The sequence below is a fragment of the Streptomyces sp. NBC_00271 genome, from assembly GCF_036178845.1.
Taxonomy (GTDB): domain Bacteria; phylum Actinomycetota; class Actinomycetes; order Streptomycetales; family Streptomycetaceae; genus Streptomyces.
The window spans coordinates 430,254-447,253 of sequence record NZ_CP108070.1 but is presented as its reverse complement, the minus strand read 5'-3'; the positions used below and the strand labels follow the sequence as shown (position 1 = coordinate 447,253).

Below are 17,000 nucleotides of genomic sequence, written 5' to 3'. Positions count from 1 at the left end.
TGTGCGCACTCGTCAGTTCCCCCAAGGCTCATGGCCATGAGCCTTTAGCCCATCCGCACGAGTAACGGGCTGTCTCGCGATTGATTATGGGGTGTGCTGGCCTGAGGGTTTGGCTGGTGGGTGGTTCAGCAGGTGGTCGTGCGGACGTGCACAAGCTCAGTGCTCGGCCGACGGCGGGTGGTGCGTTTGGCGGAGCGGTCGGAGACCAGGGCGGCGATGGCGCGGTGGGTTTCGCCGTAGATCTCACGGCGTTGGGTGTACCGCTGGAGCGGGCGCCACTGGCGGTGTTCGGGGTTGGCGTGTTCGACGCAGATGCGTCGGGAGGACTGGCGGCGTTTGTGCTCGCGCCAGCCGTACCGTTCGGTCGGCGGCGCGGTGTCGTCGTCTAGGCCCTTCGGCTTGCGGGGCGGGGCCGAGACCTGGCCGGGGAACTCGTTCGCGAGACCCCCCGGTAGCCGTCGTCGACTACGGCTTTCACGGCTGGGTGCTGGCGGAACTGCACGGTGATGCCCTCGGTGCGCACCGCGGTCTGGTCGCGCATTCGGCCCGGCCGTTCGGCTCCCGACCACAGGGTGCGGCCCTGCTCGTCGCTGACGGTGGTGGTCTTGATGGTCTTCTGCTTCCGCTTGCCCGAGACGAACGCCCGTCGGCCCGGTCTGCCCGCTTGCGGGCGGCGGACCTGAGTCGCCATCCCGTCGATGCTCAGTGTGATGTCCTCAGCTTCGGCGTAGGCGAACACGTCATCGAGCGTGCGCAGCCGCACCCCGGGGGCCGGTGCGGGACGGCGAACCCGGGCGCGGCGAGCAGCGGAAGCAACCTCGCAGATCGCTCGACGGATGGTGGACGAGCCCACCTCGTAGATCACCCCCAGGGCCTCGTAGGTGAGTCCGGTTCGCAGGTGGACCAGCGTCACCAGGAGCCGGTCGACGAAGACCAGCCCGTACTTCGGGCCGTCTCCGGCCTCATGCAGGCGGACACCCTCGCGACGTTCGTGCCGTTCGGACTCGCACCGCGCCTCTCACCGCGGCCCGAGTTCGGCGGCCAATTCACCGAGGTGAGGCCCGAGATGCCGCAGAAGGCAGGATGAGACATGGCCGTACGGGCCTGATTGGTCATCACAATCCGGAGAACTCGCGCCGCCCCCGCCATGTCCCCACCCGTGACGAAGATCATCAATCGCAGGTCAGCCCGTTAGGATCCGCCGCATTCGCTGTTGTCGCTGCCGGACCGGCACAGCGCGCCCGGGTTGATGGAGGGAGAGGTCGGGGCGGGCTGTGGGTGCGCTTTGCGGTCTGCGTCGTGTACTCCGATGACGGCCACGAGCACCAGGACTAGTCCGGCGAGGACTTGGACGCCGCTGCTGATGATCGCGCGGGCCATGAACAAAAGGAACGCGGAGACCAAGACGATGCCGCCGACCACGGCTACGTAGGCGAAGGGGCGGGTGAGGGAGACGGACGAGTTGTCGGCTGCGGGGTCGAACATCGTGTAACCCGCGGCGTCGAGTCCGAATAAGAACGCGATGAGGGGGGCGATGACGTCGATCACGAGGAGGCCGATGGCGAGTGCGATGTCTGCGGCCGTGTGCAACCACCTGCGCCGCTGCGGCGGAAGAGGATTGGTGACCCCTGTATAGCGGGGGTGGTGAGTCGGCCACGGTGGGCTGTGGGGGGGAGGCGGCGTGGTCATGGGCCTAGCGTCCCTCAGAAGCGGACCGGGGTCCTGAGTAGAAGTACTCAGGACCCCGGCAGGCGGTCAGTGCAGGAGCGGCGAATCGGGCGTGGGGGTCGGTAAGGCGTCCTCGCAGGCTACGGGCCACCTACAACCGCTACGGCGGCGTGCGGCACATGCTTGCCGCCCTCGATCTGGCCACCGGCAGGCTGTACTACCGCATCCGCCCGCGCAAGCGGTGGCGGGATTTTCTCGGCCTGCTCAAGGCCCTGCGCACCCGCTGGCCCGGGGAGAAGCTGTATGTAGTGCTGGACAACTTCTCCCCGCCCAAGCACGCGAAGGTCCGCGCTTGGGCGGCCGACAGCGACATCGAGCTGGTCGTCCTGCCGACCTACGGCTCCTGGCTGAACTGGATCGAGGCCGAGTTCGCGGCTCTGCGCCAATTCGCCCTCAACGGCACCGACCATCGCAGCCACGACGAGCAGAACGCGGCCATCGCCGCCTACGTCCGCTGGCGCAATGCCCGCGCCGAACCGAAGAGAGCCTTCGCACCCGACTCACCGATTCGCTCCTGGACCGAATACCCGGTCAGAGCTGCCTGAGTGTTCCTGCTGTTGTCGCCGGCCCGCACGCACCACGCGCGCGCCACCGGGAAATGCACGACGTGGCGCGATGACGGCGATAGCGCCGAGCGTCACGGCCAGCGGGATCTCCGCGATGACCGCAAAGGCCATTGCGGTGTACCAGTCACTCCCGGCAAGGGCGGTCATCACGTCGAACCAGGCATCGAGGGCGAACAGTGTGGCAGCCGCGGAAGCGACCGGAGCCAGATAGGCCGATCGGGTGCGCAGCAGGACGGCCGTCGCGAGCAGCCCGAGCACTTCCAGCACATCGAGTCCGATCCAGGAACTGGACCAGTTGCGTACCTCGGCATGGCCGCGTGGGGCAGCTCCCATCTCGAAGATCCAGATGACAAGCACCGCGGCGAGCACCACGAAGGCACGACCCAGCTGACGCGACGATTTCTCACTGAACATCCGGGGATAACCCTTCCATCTCAAGGTATCTCGCGCCGAGTGTGCGTCCCGCGGCTTCCGGTTGTCCTCATCCCACAAGACGACACCAGACCTGAAGAAGTTCAGGGATCTCACTGCCAGCTACTCAGGGTTGGCGGGGGCCACCGCCATGACCAGGCACCGCAGCTTGATCAGATATCCCGTCCAACATCCCGAGCGGGGTCACTAGCTCGACTCAAGAGTGGCCTTGATGGCCGGCGCGAGGCCGTTTTCGATCTCGTCCCGTGTGAGTGCGGTCACCGCAGGAAGGCGCAGCAGGTAGCGGGTCAGCCCGAGGCCGAGGAGTTGGGAGGAGACCAGGCCGGCCCGGCGTGCGGCGAGCTCGGGGCCCAGGGCGGCGGCCAGTGCGGGGGCGATCTGGGCCGCGAAGATCTCGTGCATCCGGGCTGCCGCATGTTCATTGGTGACCGCCGAGCGCAGCAGGACCAGCAGCGCGTCGTCGGCCGGGTCGCCCTCCCAGCGATCGAGGAAGTGCCGCACCAGCGCCCGTGCCAGTTCGTCCGGCGGAACGGTTGTGAGGTCCGGCAGTCGCAGGTCGATGCACAGTGCCGTGTCGAAGAGCTGTGCCTTGTTGCCGAAGTAGCGCATGACCATCGAAGGGTCGATGTCGGCGTCCGAGGCTACGGCGCGGATGGTGGTGCGTTCGTAGCCCTGGGCGGCGAATCGCTCACGTGCGGCGCGCAGGATCGCGGCCCTGGTCCGGTCGGAACGCTTGTCCGTGCTGGTGGTCTCAGTATCCGGCGTCATGCCAACAATCGTAGGCCAACGGCGGTTGACTTTCCAGTGCGGGTCGGGGCATCCTGCCAACAGACGTAGGCCAACGCCTGTTGGCTTTCCTCCTGGATGTGAACGGAAGACTCCGCCATGAACACCACCGCACTCCCCGTCCGCACCGAGGTCGCCATCGTCGGCGCCGGCCCCGCCGGCCTCGCGCTCGCCGTCACCCTCGCCGCCTCCGGCATCGACTTCGTCGTTCTGGACCGGCTGGCGGAGGGCGCGAACACCTCGCGCGCCGCCGTTGTGCATGCCCGCACCCTGGAGGTCCTGGACGAGCTGGGAGCCTCCGAGGAGCTGATCGCGCGCGGCATCCAGGTCACCCGGTTCGCCGTCCGTGATGGCTCACGCCGGCTGCTGACCGTGCCGTTCGACAAGCTGCCCACAGCCCACCCCTACACGTTGATGGTTCCCCAGTACGAGACCGAGAGCGTGCTGCTGTCCCGGCTGCGGGCGCTCGGCGGCGAGGTGCACCGCCCGCACGAGGTCACGTCGGTCGTCCAGGACGAGGACGGCGTCACGCTCACCACGAGCACCGGGCAGGCACTGCGCGCCGGGTATGCCGTCGGCACCGACGGCATGCACAGCACCGTCCGGGAAGCGGCGGGCATCGGGTTCACCGGCAGCGCCTACGCCGAGTCCTTCGTGCTCGCCGACGTCGTGATGGACTGGGCTCCGGGCCCCAGCGAGGTGTCGCTCACCTTCGGCACCGCCGGTCTCACTGTCGTCGCCCCGCTTCCCGGCGGCCACTACCGGGTCGTCGCCACCGTGGACGACGCCCCGGACACCCCCGACCTTGCCTTCGTCCAGCAGCTGCTGGACGAACGCGCCCCCGGCCAGGCCAAGGTCACGGGCCTTGCCTGGTCCTCACGCTTCCGCGTGCACCACCGGGTCGCCGACCACTACCGGGCCGGCCGTGTGCTGCTGGCAGGCGACGCCGCACATGTGCACAGCCCCGCCGGCGGTCAGGGCATGAACACCGGCATCCAGGACGGCTATGCCCTGGGCCGAGCGTTCGCCACCGGACAGCTCGACGGCTACGAGGCACGGCGACGCCCCATCGCCCAGCGGGTGGTCGCCTTCACCGATCGGATGACCCGCATCGCCACCACCCGCAGCGCCGTCGCCCGCGGTGCCCGCAACATCGCGCTTCCCCTGCTCGGCCACACCGGCCTGCCCAAGAAGCTCGCCACCGAACTCGCCGAGCTCAACTACCGGTAGAGACACCCGTGAGCGTCCCTTTGCGCGACTCGCTCCGGCCCCTGGCAACCGACATCCTGTTCTCGCGTCCCTTGGATTGGTCACGACACGCGATGACGATCGTCGCGGCCTCCGCCACTCTCGCACTTCTCTGCATCCCGGCCGTACAACGCCGCCCGGCGCATGCCCCGGACGCCGCCGGTGGCAACCTCCCCGATGCCACCCGACGTGAAGAGGAAAGCCGCGCCGCCTGCCCTCACGGTGCGAGGACCGCGGGGCGACACGGGGCAGGGCGGCTGGCACACACCTCAGAGCACGTCGGTGCCCGGGGACAGGCCGACGAGCCACAGCGGCCTTCTGCTTGCCCCAGCACAGGCCTCGGGGGGAAAGCCGTCGACGGCGGGCGCGCGCCGTCACCGGCAGATACGACGCACGAATACATGGGACTCGACCTGCTGGCCAAGGCCCGCGTCCACCCGATCGAGTCAGAAACCGCCGAGACCGCCCTGCCCACCGAACCCACCGAATAGCCTCAAAACGAGATCACCGAGTAGCCGTCAACACACCACTCCCGCGGACGTGACCCTTAAGGGGCCATGATCACTCGCCCCAAAGCAGCTCCGTAAGTTGTTCGGTGGCCCGGGAGGGCCGGATGTGGCTTCAAAGCAGCTTGTCGATCGTGGCTTGGCTGGAGTGGCCGTCCGGTCCTTCGGGGCGCCCTGGTCGCTGATTGAAATGCGCGGATCGGTCGCTGTTTACGGAGCTGACGCCGGGGTGTCCTACGGGCCGACGGAAGGAACTCGGCTGCGGGAGGGACGCGTGAGCAAACAGAGGGCCCGGATAATGGGTCGGTATCGACGCGGGCAAGGGCCATCACTGGGCCGCGGTGGTCGACGAGACCGGCGCGACTCTGTGGTCGAAGAAGATCGAAAATGACGAGTCGGCGATCCTGACCGCACTCGGCGAGATCCTGGACCTGGCCGATGAGGTGCACTGGGCGGTGGACATCTCCAGCAGGTCCTCGGCACTGCTGCTGGCGCTGCTGACAGCCCACGGGCAGCAGCCTGTCTATGTGCCCGGGCGGACGGTCAACCGCATGGCCGGCGCCTACCGGGGCGAGGCCAAGACGGATGCCCGCGACGCCTATGTCATCGCCGAAACCGCCCGCCACCGCCGGGACTTCGCCACCCTCGACGTGCCCGCACAGCTGGCCGCCGACCTCGCACTCCTGACCGCTCACCGCACCGACCTGGTCACCGACCGGGTGCGAACGGTCAACCGGCTCCGCGATGTGCTCACGGGCATGTTCCCCGCCCTGGAGCGGGCCTTCGACTACTCGGCCCGCAAGGGCGCACTGGTGCTGCTGACCGGCTACCAGACCCCGGCCGCCCTGCGCCGACGCGGCCAGGCTCGTCTGGCCTCTTGGCTGGTCAATCGAGGCGTCCGCGACGCGGACAGCGTGGCCGCGACGGCCGTGGAAGCCGCCCAGGCCCAGCAGACCGCGCTGCCCGGCGAGGACGCCGCCGCACAGATCGTCGCTGACCTGGCCACTCAGATCCTGGCCCTGGACGACCGACTCAAGCGCATCGACCGGCAGATCCGCGACGCCTTCCGCACCCACCCCCAGGCCGAGATCATCGAGTCGCTGCCCGGCATGGGCCCCGTCCTCGGAGCCGAGTTCGTCGTCGCCGCGGGCGACATGACCGCCTACGTTGACGCCGGCCACCTTGCCTCAGCCGCCGGACTGGTCCCCGTCCCCCGCCATTCCGGCCGCCGCACCGGCAACCTGCACCGCCCTAAGCGCTACAGCCGCCGCCTACGCAGAGTCTTCTACCTCTCCGCGCAGACCAGCATCATCCGCGACGGCCCCAACCGGGAGTACTACCTCAAGAAACGTGGTGAGGGCTGCAAACACGTCCAGGCCATCATCGCCCTCGCACGACGCCGCACCAGTGTGCTGTGGGCTCTTCTACGCGACGACCGGGCCTTCACCCCCACCCCGCCCATCACGCAGACGGCTTGACTCAGCCCAAGGCCACAAAGCCAGCAGCGTGGCTGAGGCCGGCGGGGCCGCAGCGAGACACAGGCGCACCTGATCGGTCGGCGTGCCCGCCGTCGTGGCTGACTTTCGTCGGCTGAGGCACAGACGACCTACGGGACGAGGCGCCGCCCTCACTTGCGAAGGGCGGCCACAGCGTTGACTCGGTCATTGAAACTCCAGCCCGCTAGGCGGAAGGTCATCGTCGTCCGTGCCTGTCGGGCATGCTTTGGGGAGTGTGACTGATAGGCCGATGCTCTCCATCGCGGCTTGGAAGGGGACTCCGGGTGGTGTTGCCGCTGACCAAATCACGGAGGTGCAGGTGCTGGTGTCGCAGTTTCCCCCGAATGTGAAAAAGTCACCGCTCTCCACGGACTTGCAGCGGCACACAGCGTGGGTCGGGTTGCGCGGGTCGATTTCGCAGTCCACGTCCAGACAGTTTGCCCATTGTGCTCGGGGTGTGCAGGTCATGGTTCGGGTATGATGGTTCGTGTTTTGTGTCGAGAACGTCGATACCAATCTTCTGCCGACTGGTGCCCGTTTTGCACACGACTTATAGCCGTAGGAGTAGCCGTATTCCACCACGCAGCGGCAGATGACGACGTTCGGGTCGCTCAGCGAGGGTTTGCAGGCGGCTTTAGTACACAGCGCGTAGCGCTGTTTGCAGAGCCATCCCCCAGCGAACTTCACTTGCTTTGGGCGCCAGTTCGCCCCGGTAACACCGCGGGCCATCGCACGGGTGGAGATGACGGTGGGCACCATCGTGGCCGAGGCGAACAACAGCGCGCGTCGTGCGATCGTTGATCTACCACGCGGTTGGAGTGCCCTGGTCACCAGGTCGGCGATCTCTGCTGCCCCTGCTGCTGGCGCGGCGGCGAGGATCCGGTCGGTGTCGATCAGCATTGCGCTGGGTGTGGCGGTCAGACCGTAAGTGGTGAGCAGCATTCGGTCTTCGTCTACCAGTAGGTTACGCAGCCCGTGCTCACGTGAGAGGGCAACGCTGTCTGCGGAGGGACCGCCGTTCACGATTGCGATGGTCAGCCGTTCTGCATGGGCCTGTTGCCACCGGGCCACCTGTGGCAGCAACGCGTCGCACGCGCCGCACGCGTGATCAGTGAAGAGAAGCAGGAGTGGCTGATGCGCAGCGGCAAACAGTTTCTCGAGAGTCCATACTTGTCCCGTTGCGTCAGGCAGTGAAAAGCCCGGTGTGACCATGCCCGGTCGCACTTTCCCGGATCGCTTGAGTTCTAGTACCACCCAACACGTCGCTGCGATGGTCCCTAGGCCCGTGAAGAACCATGGGGCACGCCCGTCGGTTGCGACGAATCCCGCCGTAGCTGCGAGGAGCCCGTTGCGTGCGAGCGTGGCCCACCCGACCGGCGTGGCGCGTAGCCCTCCGAAGCAGTGGCAATTCGGGGTCCGGCCGCGTGCGATGCTCACCACGATGGCCAGGCAGAACGTCAGCAACAGTCCGAGCGCTCCAAGCGCACCGATTCTTGCCCATGGGTTGACGATAAGGGCCAGGGCTGTGACGAACTCGCAGGAGATGAGAAGGTATCCAAGCGGCTTCCCTGTTCGAGCTGGCAGGCCGAAGCTTGCGATTGCGCGAGGCAGTCCCTCGCGGTCCATGAGTTTGGCGATCCCCGCGACCCCGAAGACCGCAGCCAACACCAGCCGTGCTGCCAGGACCATGCCCGCTCACTCCAATCGTTCTGGACGCCCTCCGGACGGAGCGCAGGCATCACGCACACACACCACGGCGCCCCGAACGACTCGTACCGCCTTGCGAGGCCGCGAACAACACTCCACAGGTCAGACTCACCCAGACGGCCGTGAGCCCGGTGGCCGATCGACATCAACGGCGTCCATTGAAGGTCCTCGGCAGGTTCCGAAATTTGCCCAAGGCCGGGTAGTTACTGAGCCTTTTCCAACCTGTTCGCCGCGAGCGTGGTGCTCGGCTGGTCATGCACCTTCGGTGTCAAGTCGCTCCGCGGACTGGAGCAGGTACTCGGGCAGTTTTGAACTGGCCGCCAACACCTCGATGCCGATGAGGCGGCCCTGCTCGTCGAAGTCGAGGTTGATCATGCCGTCGACGTCCACTGGATCGCAGGGATACATGCGCGCGGACTTCACGCGGGCCTGCGGTTCGGTGAGGTATACGTACGCTGCGTTGACGGTCTTGTCGTAGGTGACTCTGACGTCTGTCACGGTGAGCGGTCTCCCTTGCTGTCATGGATGGTGGCGCTGTCCTTGTCCATGCCTCCGGCCGCAGCGATCTCAGGCTGCCGTGGCGAGGTGCAAGGCCAGGACGGCCTTGACGATGTCGGTGATGCGGGTGGTGCTGCAACGGAGTTTGCGCAGGAGCCGCCAACTCTTCAGGGTGGCGTTGGCCTCCTCTCCGACGGCTCGGGTCTTGGCGTGGGAGGAGTTCACCGCCCGCTTCCCGGCTGGGAGTGTGCTCCAGCGGCCCCCGGTGAGGCACCCGGATCGTCCCCTGAGCTCCCTGATATCCCTTGCCGGCCCACGTCCGGATGCCGGCTTGGGTGAGAGCTTCGATGATGCCGTGGGTGCGTGCGGCCTTGATGTCGTGGACGGCACCTGGCAGGGCAGGTGAGGCCCAGAGCAGGCGCCCGAACGCGTCGGCGATGACCTGGACGTTCATGCCGTGGCGCTTGTGCTTTCCAGAGTAGTAGGGGCGGTCGGCGGCAATGCGGTCGATGTGCAGCAGGGTGCCGTCCAGGATCACGAATGCCTTGTTGGCGGCGACGGTCATGGCCTGCTGGAGTGTGGGGGCGAGGGCGGCCAGGACCTCAACCGCCTCGACTATGTACCGGTAGACGGTGGCCAGCCCGATCCCGAAGCCGGCCGCGAGCTGGGCGTACGTGTGCCCGCAACGCAGATGGGCCAGCGCGAGCAGAGCCTGTCGGTCCGCGGTCAGGCGGCGCCAGCGTGTGCCGCGCTCACGCCGCCGGGCTCTCAGCAGGTCGGACAGGTAGCGCAGGGTCGAGTTGGACAGATCGATCCCCGATGGGTAGACAAGCACGTGAAGCTCCGGGCGGACAGGTTGATCTTGGTCGACAACCCATCTACCAGGAGCTTCACCCTTTCCTCAACGCGGCCTTTAGCCAACCGACGTGCTACGCAACCAGGTTGGAAAAGCCTCCCTACGTTGTTCTGCGGGATGCGGTGAGCCCTTCGTATGGTTGACCCACCCAGGGTGCCGGGTGTGGTTCAAAAGGCTCTGCCGCTTGTGGCTTTCAGTGATTGGCCGCCCGGTGCTCCACGACGACTCGGCTGCCAATTAGGAATTGCGAATGATCGTTCCGTAGGGAATCACTGACTGCTTGAGCGGAACTTCCAGATCACCCCCTCGAACTGCTCCCGCAGATGCTCTGACACGACATCCGCTTCCAGCACGCCGGTCGAACCGGCAGCACCGGTGACGTCCGGCGGAAGGCGACAGCGCGCGGGCTGCTCTTCGAACATCTGGAGAACGGCGTTGTCGTGGGCGCCACCGGCTTCGATGCGCCGCGGGAGGTACTCGCGGTCAGACGGGATCTGGTCCGGTCGACCATGCCCGCTAGCTAGTGTCCTGCGCCGGAGAACCGTCGGCAGAAGTGGGCGGGGGAGTCGAGAGTTTCTTCGGCTGTCTTGGTCCAGATGAACGGCTTGGGGTTTTCGTTCCAGTCTTTGACCCATGCCCGGATTGTCGGCGGCGGCTGAATCCTGACCCAGTTTGGACGGTCGAGTTCTGACCCACCGGGTCTGGTTGCCGGTGTTCAGTCGGTGTCGTGTGTCGCGGTGGGGACGCGTCCCAGTTGGCGTCCGCGCATGCGGTAGGAGTCGCCTTTGAGAGAGTGGACCTCGGCGTGGTGGACGAGGCGGTCGATCATGGCGGCGGCCACGGTCTCGTCGCCGAAGACCTCGCCCCAGCGTCCGAAGGGCTTGTTGCTCGTGACGATCACGCTCGCTCTCTCATAGCGGTTCGAGACCAGCTGGAAGAACAGGTTCGCGGCCTCGGCTTCGAAGGGGATGTAGCCGACCTCGTCGACCACGATCAGCGGATAGCGGGACAGTTTGGTGAGCTCGGTCTGGAGGTGTCCGGCGTGGTGGGCTGCGGCCAGGCGGTCGACCCACTCGGCGGCAGTGGCGAACGCGACCCGGTGACCGGCCTGGCAGGCGCGGACCGCGAGCCCGATCGCCAGGTGCGTCTTCCCGGTGCCCGGCGGTCCCAGAAAGACGGTGTTCTCCTTCGCGGCGATGAAGTCCAACGTGCCCAGATGCGCGAGCTGTTGGCGAGTGATGCCGCGCAGATGGGTGACGTCGAGTTCCTCGATCGTCTTGATCGCGGGGAAGCGGGCGGTGCGGATGCGGGCCTCGCCGCCGTGGGACTCACGGGCGGAGACCTCCCGCTGGAGACAGGCGACGAGGAACTCGGTGTGCGTCCAGGTCTCCTTCAAAGCGCGTTCGGCCAGCCGCTCGGCAGCGTCCAGCAGGGCCGGGGCCTTCATCGCCCGGGCGAGGAAGGACAGGTCGGCGGCGGTCTGACGGCCCGTCCTGGGCTTGTCCGCGGCGGCGGTCTTGGTGGTGGCGGGCATCAGGAGACCTCCGGCTCGTCGTGTCCGCCGCCACCCTCGATGAGGGTGAACATGCGGTCATAGGAGTCGAGTTGGCGCTGCTCGACCTCGACGAGATCACTGGCTGTCGCAGCGTTTTGCCCACGGGCGGCGAGGGCCTGGGAGGCTTGGTGGTGGCGATAGTCGCCGCGCAGGAGGGCGGCGGCGCGGGCATGGTCCGGGTCGGTGATGGTCTGCTGCTTGGCCCAGCACCGCGGATGGCGCGCGACTTCCGCCCCGCCGGGGGTGAGAGTGACGATGACTTCGTCGGTGTCGGTGCGGACCTGGACTTTCTTGCCGATGGCCAAGGGGTGCACGGAATAGTCGCAGGTGTCGACGCGGATGTAGTGGTCGCGGCCGATGCGGGTCGCGAAACGCCACCAGCGTGGCGGGTCGACCGGCGGCAGGGCGAGCATCTGGGCCCGGTCGGCCTCCCACCGGTCAACCGGACGGGCGCCCAGGGTGCGGTGCTGGCGCCGGTTGGCGACGGCCAGCCAGGCAGTCAGCTGGGTGTTGAAGTCATCGGCCCCGGTGAAGGTGCGGCCGGGAAGGAAGCTGGTCTCCAGATAGCCATTCGCCCTCTCCACCAGCCCTTTCGCTTCGGGATCGCGAGGCCGGCAGAGATAGATCCGGGTGGCGAGCAGGCCCGCGAACGCAGCGAAGTCCCCGGTCACCTTGCCCCGGCCGATCCCGGCCTCGTTGTCCCAGACCAGCATCCGCGGCACTGCATCCCAGCCGGTCAGAAGCTTCCAGTGCCCGTCGATCAGGTCGCCGGTGGTGCGGGTGGGCAGCATCCGCGCGGCGATGATCCGCGAGTAGCCGGACACCATCACGAGCACCGGAGGCCGGCCGCTCTGCCCGTATCCGAGCGGGATGTCGACGGGCGGGAACCACAGGTCGCACTGAGCCAGCTCGCCGGGCTGATACGTCGTGCGCGAGACCGGATCGACGGGCAGATAGGCCGGCCGCAGCTCGCGTACGCGTTCTTTGAGGACGGTCATCCCGCGCTCCCAGCCGATCCGCTCGGCGATCACGGTCGCCGGCATCGTCGGGGTCTGCTTCAGCAGTTCCCGGATCTGCGGCTCGACCGCGTCGACCGCCGAGCCCTTCGGCGGCCGCGAGTAGACCGGCGGCCGGTCCGTGGCCAGGGCCCGCTTCACGGTGTTCTTCGAGATGCCCAGCTGCCGGGCGATCGCCCGGATCGGCATCTGCTCGGCCCGGTGCAGCCTGCGGATCTCTGCCCAGTCCTCCACGGAAATCACCCTCTTCTCCTGACCTTCGATCAAGATCAGGTTGGTCAGAAGACCACGAAGTGGGTCAGTTTTGATCCGCCGTCAGAGGGTCACGATTCACCCGTCGCCGACACGGATGTCGGCTTCGAGGGCCTGGATGTTCTTGTGTGCGCCTCGGCGGATCATCTGGTGGGCCAGGTAGCCGAACCACCGCTCGACCTGGTTGATCCAGGAGGAGCCGGTCGGGGTGAAGTGCAGCTCGAACCGCGGGTGTTTGGCCAGCCAGGACTTGATCACTGGAGTCTTGTGAGTGCCGTAATTGTCCACGATCAGATGGATCTGCAGGTGAGCGGGCACCTCCTTGTCGATCCGGATCAGGAACTTCTTGAACTCCGCGGCCCGGTGCCGGCGGTGCAGGGCAGTGATGACCTCACCCGTGGCGGCATCGAACGCGGCGAACAGCGTGGTCAGGCCGTTGCGCACGTAGTCGTGGGTGCGCCGCTCGGGCATGCCCGGCATTATCGGCAGCACCGGCTGGGACCGGTCCAGGGCCTGGATCTGCGACTTCTCGTCCACCGAGAGCACCACCGCCCCTTCGGGCGGGTTGAAGTACAGGCCCACGACGTCGTAGACCTTCTCCACGAACAACGGGTCCGTCGACAGCTTGAAGGTGTCCGCCAGATGCGGCTTGGGTTGGAACTGCCGCCAGATCCGGCCCACGGTCGACTTCGACAGACCACTGTGCCGCGCCATCGATGTCCGTGACCAGTGGATGGCGTTCTTCGGGAGCTGTGGGCGGTCGGCCCGGCCGGAGCCCGTCCAGCCGCTCGGCGAGGAAGCGTCGGCGCCATTTGCGGACGGTGTCCGCGGTCACCCGCAGATCCCGGGCGACCGCGACGATCGGCGGTACCTCCGGGCCCGCGCACGCCAGCACGATCCGCGCGCGCAGGGCCAGGGCCTGGACCGATGTCGCCCGACGCGTCCACCGTTCCAACACCGCCCGCTCATCATCAGACAGCAGCAACGGTTCCAGCTTTGGGCCCCGACGAGGAACTGACGCACCAGCAGCAGAAGTCACGCAACTACTGACGATCAACTACTGGCGCAGGACACTAGTGGGGCCAACTCGAGCCGCCCGGGCTGGGCCGAACGACATCGCAGCCAATGACGTGTACGCGGGTGAGGGCCGGTTGCGCCTGGGCTGAGGGCCTTGTCCCACCGTGAGTCGGCGGGGATCATGACCGCGTGCAACACCGAGAGGAACTCCACGAACTGCTCCCATGCGCCGGACTCACGGTCGTCGAGGAGATGCCCCCTGGCAGCCTGTTCCCGCCGGAGGCCGGCTGGCGGATCGCGCGGGGGATCGCGGCGCCGGACGGCGCGGTCCGGGAAGCGCTCGACACCGCGTGGTGGCGCCGCCTTGCAGATGCCGACGGCGAGTTCCTGGTGGCTGTCCTCGGACATCGGATCGGCGGCAACGACTCCTGGTGGACGCGGGTCCGCTACGCCGGCGGCGGTGTGCCGGGGCTGACCGGCGACCCCGGGTTCGTGGCGCTCTCCCTCGACGGGCAGGTGCTGCTGGCGGAGGTACCGGGCGCGGACGGGCCTCGGGTGACGGCCCTCGACCGACTGCCGGAGCGGCTGGAGGAGGCCGCCGCGGCCGCCGGGCGCGAGACGGAGGTCGAGCGTGCCGAGGTGTGGGCGGCGGTGCCCGGCCAGCCAGCATGGCCTTTGCACTGGGCGGAGGGGATCGGGTCCAATCCGGCCGCGCCGGACGAGCTGCTGATCCGGCTGCTGGATGTGGCGGAGGGCTTCCTGCACGGCTGCGACCGGCCCGCCGTACTCGACGCCGCCGTGGCGCATCCCGATCCGCGGGTGCGCTCAACGCCCGCCGACACCTTCCGGCCCAAGCTCACATCCGATCAGTGGATACGCCTGGTCCGCGCCGAACCGTCGCCGAGCCGGCGCGTGCTCTGGGCCGAGCATGCCTGCGCCTGGGGGGTCGAACTCCCCGGGGACCTGTACGACGACCTCCTCGCCGGCCCGTCCCGCGCTCAGGCCGCCGAACTCCCGGGGCTCCCCGCACACCACCTCCCCAGCCTCACGGCCGACGCCGATCCCGAGGTGCGGGCGACTGCCTGCGCCCGGTGGGAAGACCTCGCCGCGCCGCTGCGGGCGCGACTGCTCGCCGACACCGACGACGCGGTGCGAACGGCGGCGCTGCTCGCCCACCACACCAGCGTCCCCATGCCTCGCGAGGTCTTCACCGCGCTGCCCACGCCCCGGCGCGCGCTCGAACAGTGCCGTCTCGCACCCGGGTTGGAGGCGGATCTGGTCCGGGACGGGGACGCGGAGGTACGCCGAGCGCTGGCCACCAACCCGCTGCTCAGTGCACACAGCGTCGCCGTCCTGGCGCAGGACCCATACGACGACATCCGCTCGGCGGTGGCACTGCGGCCCGACCTCAACGAGGAGCAGCGTGCCGCGGTGCGCTACGACTTCGACCCGACGTCGATGTCGCGCACTGTGCCCTGGGTCGAGGGCCTGCACGGTGACGCCGACGCGATGCGCCGCCTCGCCGTATCGTCCCATCCGCTCATCCGCCGAAGCGTGGCCCGTGCCCGGCATCTTCCACCGGACGTCGTGGAGCGTCTGGCGCGGGACGAGGACCGGACGGTCCGCCTGTTCCTCGCCGAATCGTGCGATGACGCGCCGGCCCGCCGGCCGAGATGCTGCTGGAGGTCTGGAGCTGGTGGGACGGCAGCTTCAGTCACCCCGACCGCCCCCGCAGCCACCCCAACTTCCCCCGTACGGGCCTGCTGCGCTACGCCGGCGACCCCGGTGGGCGGATGCGCCGCCTGGCCCTGGACGATCCGGAGTCCACGCCTGCCGACGTCGCACGTCTCGCCCGCGACCCAGAAGCCGAGGTGCGCCGCCGCGCGGCCGAGGACCCCCGGCTGTCACCGGCCGACGCGGTGCGGCTGCTGAACGACCCAGCGGACTACGTCCGCGGGACCGCGATACGCAATCCGCAGCTGCCGGCCCGCGTCCTTGCCGGGCTGCTGCACGACCGCGACACGGCATGCGAGGCGGTCACCAATCCGGCGATCCCGGTCCCGGTCCTGTACCGCATCCTGGCCGCGGCCGCGGCCGCGGCCGCGGCAGCCGTGGCAGCCCGGCGCTGAACACCGCCACCCCGCCGGGCGGCCGTGGCGGTCTGACCCTGAACTCCGGCGCACCCCCGCCCGGGCGGCTCGAGTTGGCCCCACTAGTGCAGCAGCGGCTTTCGCTGGCTACGGCAGAGACCGGGCCACGCTGGCACGGGGCCGCTTCGAGTCGTCATGCCGGGGCCGTTTGACGACGTCGTAGCCCCGTCGCGCCTTGACGGCCGGCCGTAGGGGGGGCCGAGAGCCCGCCGACCCCACAGTCGTAGCGAGTGAACCCACGTCAGGCTCAACGCCGTAGAGGCAGGATCGCCACCAGTTCCCAGGCAGAGCCCTCCGAGATTCGGCGAACTCGTCGGTTTCCGGTCTCCGGTGACAGCGTGATCGACGCGGCGATCTGCGACGGCGACATCGTGACCGTGAGGAGGCAGGACAGTGCCGACCACGGCGACATCGTCACTTCCAGCGGGGGCAACCGTCGTGCAGCGTGATCCGATGAGGATCGGTGCAGCTCAGCAGTGGTGTGGAGGGCGCTACCGCGCGCAACAGGTGTGGCGCTATCACTCGATCAGGTAAGGGACGCACCGTCCCATTGAGGCCCGCAGCCTCCGATCGAATGCCAGTGCCCAGTGCCTGGATCAAGGGGGCCCGCATGGGCGACCTCGTCGTCGTGTGGGCTCAACCAACCGCAGACCAGGGGGACGTGGTGGCGGCCATGCTGGAAGGCGAAGCTACAGTGAGCTCCGAACCGATCTGCGGCAACGGCGCCACGATCCTTGGCATCGTCACGGCCGTGATGCGCAAGGTCTGAGTCCCGTCCACGGGCTCGTGAAGCAGAGCGGGCACCCGGCGTGATGCCGCATACAAGGCCTAGCGTCTGAGCGTTTCCGCAGGTCAGAGCCATGGCCGCCGTGCTCGCGTCAGCACATGGTCAGCATCAGGCCGGACGGTTTCCGGCTTGCTGAGCCGCACCCGCGAGGCCAAGTCGAGGCACCGCAAGGCGGACAACGTCCGCCACTACTTCCATCCCTCGGCGGAGGCGATCGCCGAGGTCGCCAGCCTCTCGCCCCTGGCGGCAGTCGCCGGTTGAGGCCCGCCGCGCCGGCCTCTCGCGGTCCTAGGCCTACTTCGGTCGGTTGGCGCGAAGCACGGCTGCGACCATGTCGTCCAGTCCGTGCTCGGTCACCCCGGCGGCAGCAAGTCGACGGCCTGGTGAACATGGCCGAGAG

General features: G+C 68.1%; 16 protein-coding genes and 4 pseudogenes. 9 read left to right on the top strand and 11 right to left on the bottom strand.

Annotated elements, in window-relative coordinates:
* Positions 1-385 precede the first annotated feature (385 nt).
* Positions 386-913, bottom strand: a complete 528-nt coding sequence (locus OG798_RS02355; protein ID WP_328756066.1) for a transposase family protein — start codon at positions 911-913, stop codon at positions 386-388.
* Between OG798_RS02355 and OG798_RS02350 the strand changes: the two genes are divergently transcribed.
* A complete protein-coding gene (locus tag OG798_RS02350) occupies positions 899-1,087 on the top strand; it encodes a hypothetical protein (RefSeq protein ID WP_143670838.1) in 189 nt (62 codons plus the stop codon). The genes OG798_RS02355 and OG798_RS02350 overlap by 15 nt on opposite strands.
* Positions 1,088-1,191: 104 nt before the next feature.
* Here the strand turns inward: OG798_RS02350 and OG798_RS02345 are convergent, their stop codons facing one another.
* A complete protein-coding gene (locus tag OG798_RS02345) occupies positions 1,192-1,590 on the bottom strand; it encodes a DUF6234 family protein (protein WP_328756064.1) in 399 nt (132 codons plus the stop codon).
* 215 nt (positions 1,591-1,805) lie between these two features.
* On the opposite strand from OG798_RS02345, the pseudogene OG798_RS02340 reads away from it, so the two are divergent.
* Positions 1,806-2,273, top strand: a pseudogene (locus tag OG798_RS02340) (transposase); the annotation flags it as partial.
* On the opposite strand, the gene OG798_RS02335 reads toward OG798_RS02340, so the two are convergent.
* Positions 2,229-2,708 carry a hypothetical protein gene (locus OG798_RS02335; RefSeq protein WP_120984979.1) on the bottom strand — a complete coding sequence of 160 codons (480 nt, stop codon included), beginning with the start codon at positions 2,706-2,708 and terminating at the stop codon, positions 2,229-2,231. The pseudogene OG798_RS02340 and the gene OG798_RS02335 sit on opposite strands and share 45 nt — an antisense overlap.
* A 204-nt stretch (positions 2,709-2,912) precedes the next feature.
* On the bottom strand, positions 2,913-3,494 hold the full coding sequence (locus OG798_RS02330) for a TetR/AcrR family transcriptional regulator (protein WP_121417981.1): 582 nt from the start codon (positions 3,492-3,494) through the stop codon (positions 2,913-2,915).
* Positions 3,495-3,611: 117 nt separating this feature from the next.
* Here OG798_RS02330 and OG798_RS02325 point away from each other — a divergent pair, with 117 nt between their 5' ends.
* Both OG798_RS02325 and OG798_RS02320 read left to right on the top strand, forming a co-directional pair.
* Positions 3,612-4,742 carry an FAD-dependent oxidoreductase gene (locus OG798_RS02325; RefSeq protein ID WP_328756062.1) on the top strand — a complete coding sequence of 377 codons (1,131 nt, stop codon included), beginning with the start codon at positions 3,612-3,614 and terminating at the stop codon, positions 4,740-4,742.
* Between the two features lie 832 nt (positions 4,743-5,574).
* Positions 5,575-6,744 (top strand): IS110 family transposase, encoded by a 1,170-nt coding sequence (locus tag OG798_RS02320; protein WP_328759967.1) that lies wholly within the window; start codon positions 5,575-5,577, stop codon positions 6,742-6,744.
* Positions 6,745-6,927: 183 nt separating this feature from the next.
* Here OG798_RS02320 and OG798_RS02315 read toward each other — a convergent pair whose 3' ends face one another.
* The 7 genes and pseudogenes from OG798_RS02315 to OG798_RS02285 all read right to left on the bottom strand — a co-directional run.
* Positions 6,928-8,451: a MauE/DoxX family redox-associated membrane protein gene (locus OG798_RS02315; protein WP_328756061.1), complete on the bottom strand. Its 1,524-nt coding sequence runs from the start codon at positions 8,449-8,451 to the stop codon at positions 6,928-6,930.
* A 270-nt stretch (positions 8,452-8,721) separates the two neighbouring features.
* Positions 8,722-8,967, bottom strand: a complete 246-nt coding sequence (locus OG798_RS02310) for a DUF2283 domain-containing protein (protein WP_010988952.1) — start codon at positions 8,965-8,967, stop codon at positions 8,722-8,724.
* A 69-nt stretch (positions 8,968-9,036) separates the two neighbouring features.
* Positions 9,037-9,802 (bottom strand): annotated as a pseudogene (locus OG798_RS02305) (transposase family protein).
* 290 nt (positions 9,803-10,092) lie between these two features.
* Positions 10,093-10,245, bottom strand: coding sequence for a hypothetical protein (locus OG798_RS02300; protein WP_183121263.1), 153 nt, complete (start codon positions 10,243-10,245; stop codon positions 10,093-10,095).
* A 293-nt stretch (positions 10,246-10,538) separates the two neighbouring features.
* Positions 10,539-11,357, bottom strand: coding sequence for an IS21-like element helper ATPase IstB (istB, locus tag OG798_RS02295; RefSeq protein ID WP_328755810.1), 819 nt, complete (start codon positions 11,355-11,357; stop codon positions 10,539-10,541).
* A complete protein-coding gene (gene istA, locus OG798_RS02290) occupies positions 11,357-12,637 on the bottom strand; it encodes an IS21 family transposase (protein ID WP_328755811.1) in 1,281 nt (426 codons plus the stop codon). The genes istB and istA overlap by 1 nt, the downstream gene beginning before the upstream one ends.
* Positions 12,638-12,739: 102 nt before the next feature.
* Positions 12,740-13,685 (bottom strand): annotated as a pseudogene (locus tag OG798_RS02285) (IS630 family transposase); the annotation flags it as partial.
* A gap of 167 nt (positions 13,686-13,852) precedes the next feature.
* On the opposite strand from OG798_RS02285, the gene OG798_RS02280 reads away from it, so the two are divergent.
* From OG798_RS02280 to OG798_RS02260, 5 genes and pseudogenes are all read left to right on the top strand, one after another.
* Positions 13,853-15,595, top strand: coding sequence for a hypothetical protein (locus OG798_RS02280; RefSeq protein ID WP_328756057.1), 1,743 nt, complete (start codon positions 13,853-13,855; stop codon positions 15,593-15,595).
* A complete protein-coding gene (locus tag OG798_RS02275; protein ID WP_328756056.1) occupies positions 15,535-15,792 on the top strand; it encodes a hypothetical protein in 258 nt (85 codons plus the stop codon). Before OG798_RS02280 ends, OG798_RS02275 begins: the two co-directional genes overlap by 61 nt.
* 344 nt (positions 15,793-16,136) lie before the next feature.
* A pseudogene (locus OG798_RS02270) lies at positions 16,137-16,235 on the top strand (LexA family protein); the annotation flags it as partial.
* A 188-nt stretch (positions 16,236-16,423) separates the two neighbouring features.
* Positions 16,424-16,582 carry a LexA family protein gene (locus OG798_RS02265; RefSeq protein WP_413253501.1) on the top strand — a complete coding sequence of 53 codons (159 nt, stop codon included), beginning with the start codon at positions 16,424-16,426 and terminating at the stop codon, positions 16,580-16,582.
* A 147-nt stretch (positions 16,583-16,729) separates the two neighbouring features.
* Positions 16,730-16,861, top strand: a complete 132-nt coding sequence (locus tag OG798_RS02260; RefSeq protein WP_328756055.1) for a hypothetical protein — start codon at positions 16,730-16,732, stop codon at positions 16,859-16,861.
* Positions 16,862-17,000: the final 139 nt, after the last annotated feature.

Coding starts and splice junctions, on each gene's coding strand:
- OG798_RS02325 (WP_328756062.1), top strand. CDS start 3,612: ATGAACACCACCGCACTCCCCGTCCGCACCGAGGTCGCCATCGTCGGC.
- istB (WP_328755810.1), bottom strand. CDS start 11,357: ATGCCCGCCACCACCAAGACCGCCGCCGCGGACAAGCCCAGGACGGGC.
- OG798_RS02315 (WP_328756061.1), bottom strand. CDS start 8,451: ATGGTCCTGGCAGCACGGCTGGTGTTGGCTGCGGTCTTCGGGGTCGCG.
- OG798_RS02335 (WP_120984979.1), bottom strand. CDS start 2,708: ATGTTCAGTGAGAAATCGTCGCGTCAGCTGGGTCGTGCCTTCGTGGTG.
- OG798_RS02330 (WP_121417981.1), bottom strand. CDS start 3,494: ATGACGCCGGATACTGAGACCACCAGCACGGACAAGCGTTCCGACCGG.
- OG798_RS02265 (WP_413253501.1), top strand. CDS start 16,424: ATGGGCGACCTCGTCGTCGTGTGGGCTCAACCAACCGCAGACCAGGGG.
- OG798_RS02300 (WP_183121263.1), bottom strand. CDS start 10,245: ATGTTCGAAGAGCAGCCCGCGCGCTGTCGCCTTCCGCCGGACGTCACC.